Below are 1,596 nucleotides of genomic sequence, written 5' to 3'. Positions count from 1 at the left end.
ATTGTCATCAGTTTTTGGATGGTGAGATGTTGTCTTTGTTAAGATATCAATCCTACACGTGACCAACACTCTTCACCACTCGTCAGAAAAAAAAATCCATAAACACTCGTAATTTAAAAGAAGTGAACATATGTACAAATTTGTTTGATATGTAGTTGTTTTAAATAAGAGGACTAATTTGGTAACAGGTGATTTATTCGCCTCTTTGTTCTCATTATTTTATGTTAAGGGCTTCAAACTATTCGACACCTAAACAAACATTTGATAAAATGAAGTAAAGTGAGGTGCCTATGAAAAAAGAAAACCATCTAACATTTTTAAAAGACGTATTTTTATGTTCTTTAGGATCTTATGGTGGCCCAGAAGCTCATTATGGTGTGTTTCAGTCTTACTTAGTCAAGAAGAAAGGCTATTTAAGCGAAGATGAACTCAGTGAACTTATCGGGCTTTATACGTTAGTACCTGGTCCTAGTAGTACTCAAACCATCACTGCGATAGGTTATCATGTCGGTGGTAAAAAACTTGCAATCTTAAGTTTTCTTGTGTGGGCATTGCCTGCGATTGTGATTATGGGACTATTTGGATTATTCTTTGGAGTCATTAAATCTATCGGCAGATTGAATGACATGATTCAGTTCTTACCAGCTGTTGCCATAGGGTTTATCTTATATGCAGGGATCAATATGACCCTGAAGATAGGAAAGAATAAAAGTAATATCTTGTTATATACTGTGATGTTAGCACTATCCTACTTCTTAGTCAGTTATTCGATGTGGATAATTCCAGGGTTACTATTGCTTGGAGGGTTATACCAATTGCTCACCCACTATGATCATTCTAAACTGTTGAAGACTTCAATCAAACTCAATTATTGGATAGTGATTAGCGTTATCGGTATTGCCATATTCAATGAGATAATGGTTATTGTATTTGATCAAACATTAATCACTTTGCTAGTCTCATTTTACCGATATGGGTATCAGGTTATTGGGGGTGGACAAGTGGTCATTCCGTTAATGATTACTGACTTAGTCCAAACTGGGTTAATCAGTCTTGAAGACTTCCTAGCTGGATACGCGATTGACCAAGCCATCCCAGGACCATTATTCAGTTTTGCGTCATTTATAGGGTCAAGGGCATTTAGCGATTCACCTTATGCTTTATTGATTGGGATTTTATCCTCTTTAAGTATATTTTTACCGGGAATTCTATTGGTGTTTTTCATTTATCCCTTATGGAAACAAGCCAGAAATTTAACTCATGTTAAGCATTTCCTAAAAGGGATTACGATTACGGCCTCATCGGTGGTTATGACAACAGGCATTAAACAAGTGATTAACTTAGATGGTGAGTTTGTCTTATATGGGATATTAGGGTTAACACTGGTATTACTGTTAACCAAGAAAATCAGTGCCCCACTCATTGTTGTATTAGTCTTACTAATAGGTTTAATATTCTAGGAGGATTATGAGCTACGATAGATTGTACCAAATGCCTTTTAGTGAACTACCCACCACTTAATCGAAGTGGGGGCTTCCTATCCAAACCGATGTACCCACCAGTGACTCAATAGGCTATCCCCGTAGTCCCTACGGT

General features: G+C 36.7%; 1 protein-coding gene. It reads left to right on the top strand.

Annotated elements, in window-relative coordinates:
- Window positions 1–290: 290 nt before the first annotated feature.
- Window positions 291–1,460 (top strand): chromate efflux transporter, encoded by a 1,170-nt coding sequence (gene chrA / locus JN09_RS07565; protein ID WP_204434566.1) that lies wholly within the window; start codon window positions 291–293, stop codon window positions 1,458–1,460.
- The last annotated feature ends 136 nt before the right edge of the window (window positions 1,461–1,596 follow it).

Source organism: Paracholeplasma morum, assembly GCF_016907055.1.
GTDB lineage: Bacteria > Bacillota_I > Bacilli_A > Acholeplasmatales > UBA5453 > Paracholeplasma > Paracholeplasma morum.
Note: the sequence above shows the minus strand (reverse complement) of the source record. Positions and strands in the feature narration are given on the sequence as shown.

Bases quoted from the DNA above. Each gene is read 5' to 3' on its own strand.
- chrA (WP_204434566.1), top strand. From the start codon at position 291: ATGAAAAAAGAAAACCATCTAACATTTTTAAAAGACGTATTTTTATGT.